Source organism: Thiohalorhabdus sp. (assembly GCF_046545655.1).
In the GTDB taxonomy this organism is placed as follows: Bacteria; Pseudomonadota; Gammaproteobacteria; order Thiohalorhabdales; family Thiohalorhabdaceae; genus Thiohalorhabdus.
This window is the reverse complement of the sequence record NZ_JBKGZG010000082.1, coordinates 1-3,457: the sequence shown is the minus strand read 5'-3', so window position 1 is coordinate 3,457 and position 3,457 is coordinate 1. Positions and strand designations below refer to the sequence as shown.

The following is a 3,457-nucleotide window of genomic DNA, read 5'->3' as shown; positions in this document are numbered from 1 at the left end:
TGGCCTCCTTCTCCTCGCTGGCCTCCTTCTCCTCGCTGGCCTCCTTCTCCTCGCTGGCCGGTTCGGGTTGTTCCTCCTGCTCGGGTTCGGCGGACTTTTCCGCCTTGGGCTGACTGGCGCAGCCGGAGGCCACGAGGGCGGTCCCCAGGACTAGCGCGCCGAGGTGAAGCAGACGCTCCGGTTGGCTCATGATGGATTCTCCCCTCTTGCGGTATGAAGAGCCCGTGCTTCTGGCTGTACCCCGTTTATCAGAAAGCACTGATCATTACCACCCCATGGACGAGCTTGTCCCCAAACTGTCGTCACAGGGGGACAGATTTTTCGGTTTTCTGGGCGGCTGGGAACGTCTTCGGGGGAGGATGCCCCGTGGGGAAATCGCCTGATCCGCCGCCCTGCTTGCCACCCGGGGCCCCGGTTGTGCCTACATTGGGAGGGTCCGGGCCGCCAGGCCCCATTGCGCTGAGGAGGGAACAATGAGCGGCAACGAGGGATTGGAGCGGGCCGTGCGGGCGGCCCTGGAATTCGATCCGGGGGTGAACCTGCACGAAGCAACTCTGGAGGTTCGGGCCGAGGGGGCCACGGTCCACCTGGAGGGCGAGGTGGCGGATATCGCCCACAAGCGCAGGGCCCCGAGGATCGCCGCGAGCGTGGAGGGGGTGACGGAGGTGGTGGACGAGCTCACGGTCCGCCCCGACGAGTCGCAGACCGATGGGGAGATCCTGGACCAGCTGCGCACGGCCCTGCTGGAGGAGCCGGTATTCGAGGAGTATGCCCTGCGCATGATCGACCAGACGGGAAAGGAGGTGGTCCTGCGGGATCCCGAGGAGGCCCAGGGGGACATCCGGTTCCGGGTGGCGGAGGGCCATGTCTACCTCGAAGGCACGGCAAACAGCCACTCCCATCGCCGCATGGCGGCCCTGTTGGCCTGGTGGATCCCGGGAACGCGCAACGTGGAGGAACGGCTGACCGTGATCCCCGCCGAGCAGGACAATGCCGGGGAGCTTTCCGAGGCCGTGCGGCTGGCCCTGGAAAAGGATACCTGGCTGGATGCCGGCCTGATCAACGTTCAGGCCCGGGGTGGCGTGATAGTGCTCGGCGGGACCGTCCACAGCGAGCGGGAGCGGACCCTGGCCGAGCACGACGCATGGTACGTGGAAGGGACCCAGGAGGTGGACAACCGCACGGTGGCGCCTTGAGCCCGTCGTCCCTCCCCCATCGGCAGGCCCGCCTTCCGGCGCGGTCAGTCGTTCACCGATGGCGTGGGGCCGCTGGCGGTGGTCCCGATCACCATCAGGGCGAGGCCCACTCCCACCACGCCCAGCACCAGGCAGGCGGCGATCATCAGGTAGCCCATTGGAACCTCCTCTCGGTTGGGGAAGGATTCCCGGCTCCCAGGCCGGCCTTTTCCGTAAAAATTTTGCGGGTTTAGGGCGGATGGGGCAACCCCCTGCCGTGCCTGGAGCCCAAGTGGGGGAGGCGGATCGCCCGGAACGGAGTGGGGCGAATCCGGAGAGGGCGAAAGGGGCTTGCATCCCTCCGCCAGAGGCGTAGTGGTAAAGGGATGGATGCCCTCTATGCCGGTCTCCGGGGCGCGGCTGCCTGGGTCCCGGGGAGGTTCGTGCGGAGGGAGCGCGGCAGGGCCGCCGGGGACTCCCGGGTGGCCGCAGCAGGATGCCGGGGGAGAGCAATGGAAACGCTGGCGGGAAAGACGATCGAGGAACAGGTGGGTGCGGAGGCCCTGGAGGCCTTCGTGGGGGGCTTCCACGGGGAGCCAATCCGGCCGGGGGATGCCGACTACGATGGGGCCCGGCGGATATGGAACGGCATGATCGACCGGCATCCGGCCCTCATTGCCCGCTGCCGTGGCACGCCGGACGTGATGGCCGCCGTGGACCTGGCTCGGGAGCACGGCGTGCCGCTGGCCGTGCGGGGCGGGGGACACAACGTGGCGGGATCCTCCCTCTGTGACGGGGGCCTCGTCATCGACCTGTCCGCCATGAACGGGGTCTGGGTGGACCCGGGCCGCCGCCTCGCACGGGTCCAGGGTGGAGCAACCCTGGGCGACGTGGACCGGGAGACCCAGCTGTACGGGCTGGCCACGCCCCTGGGGGTCGTCTCGGCCACCGGCGTCGCCGGTCTGACCCTGAACGGCGGCCTGGGCCACCTGCGCCGCCGATTCGGCCTGTCCTGCGACAACCTGGAGGCCGTGGAGATGGTCACCGCCGACGGCAGGCCGTTGCGGGCCAGCCCGGAGGAGCACCCGGATCTGTTCTGGGCGGTGCGTGGCGGGGGCGGCAATTTCGGCGTGGTCACCGCCTTCGAGTACCGCCTTCACCCCGTGGGGCCGGAGGTGTTCGCCCTGTTCGTCTGGCATGCGGCGGACGCCGAGGGCACCGCCATGCGGCGGTTTCGGGAGTGGTCGCAGGGGGCGCCCCGCGAGGCGAGCGTCGTGGCCGTCTCCGCGTTTGTCCCGGAGCTTGACCCCTTTCCCCGCGAGCGCTGGGGCCAGCCCTGTTACGCGTTCCTGGGCACCCATTACGGGACGCTGGAGGAGGCGGCGGATGTGCTCCAGCCGCTACGGGCAGGCTCGGACCCGGTCGCCGATTTCAGCGGGCCCCTGCGCTACACCGAGCTGCAGTCCCTGCTGGATGCCGACTACCCGGACGGCCTGAGCTACTACTGGAAGGCGGCCTATCTGGACGAGCTGTCCGAGCCCGTGCTGGAGCTGATCGCGCGGCGGAGCGCGGAGAGCCCTTCCCCGCTGACCACCATCGATGTCTGGCACCTCGGCGGGGCCCTGGCCGAGGTGCCCCCCGACGCCACCGCCTTCTGGCACCGGGACAAGCCCTACATGCTCACCATCGAGGCCAACTGGGAGGATCCCGCGGCCAACGACCGCAACCTGGCCTGGGCCCGCGAGACCTTCGCCGAGCTGCAAGCGCTGGAGGCGGCCTCCGGCGGCTACGGGAACTTCCCCGGACTGGGGGAGGATCCCGCCCAGACCCTGTTCGGGGACAATTACGAGCGGCTGGCGGAGGTGAAGGGCCGCTACGACCCGGGCAACCTGTTCCGGATGAACCAGAACATCCGGCCCCAGACGGGGGAGAAGGCCCCGGCCTGAGGCGTCCCGGGCAGGGGGTCAGTCGCCGGGATGGCCGTCGGGGCCCAGGCCCACCGCCGCCAAGCCCCGCGCCACGAGGAGGTCCTTGCGTTCCCGGGGCAGGCGTTTGATGGCCCGCTCGAGGCGGAAGGCATCGGCCTTGGCAAGCCCCTCCCGGTGCCAGAGGATCCGGCGGGGGCCTCCCGCCAGACGGACCGCCCGGGCCCCCGTCCCGGCGGCATGGGCCCGATAGCGGGCCTCCAGGTCCGTGGTCACCCCGGTGTAGAGGCTGCCGGTGCGCGTCTCGAGCATGTAGACCACCCATTCCCCGCTCAAAGGCAGCTCCAGGAAGGCGCG

The 3,457-nt window shown here is 69.9% G+C and carries 3 protein-coding genes and 1 pseudogene; 2 read left to right on the top strand and 2 right to left on the bottom strand.

The annotated features are described in order from the left end of the window. A pseudogene (locus ACLFRB_RS11680) lies at positions 1 to 190 on the bottom strand (hypothetical protein); the annotation flags it as partial. Between the two features lie 283 nt (positions 191 to 473). Between ACLFRB_RS11680 and ACLFRB_RS11675 the strand changes: the two are divergent. Together ACLFRB_RS11675 and ACLFRB_RS11670 are read left to right on the top strand one after the other, a co-directional pair. Then, positions 474 to 1,196, top strand: coding sequence for a BON domain-containing protein (locus tag ACLFRB_RS11675; protein WP_411069187.1), 723 nt, complete (start codon positions 474 to 476; stop codon positions 1,194 to 1,196). Positions 1,197 to 1,687: 491 nt separating this feature from the next. Next, positions 1,688 to 3,121 (top strand): FAD-binding oxidoreductase, encoded by a 1,434-nt coding sequence (locus ACLFRB_RS11670; RefSeq protein WP_411069186.1) that lies wholly within the window; start codon positions 1,688 to 1,690, stop codon positions 3,119 to 3,121. 18 nt (positions 3,122 to 3,139) lie between these two features. Here the strand turns inward: ACLFRB_RS11670 and ACLFRB_RS11665 are convergent. Further along, positions 3,140 to 3,457: GIY-YIG nuclease family protein (locus ACLFRB_RS11665; RefSeq protein WP_411069185.1), on the bottom strand; the 318-nt coding region annotated here is incomplete at its 5' end.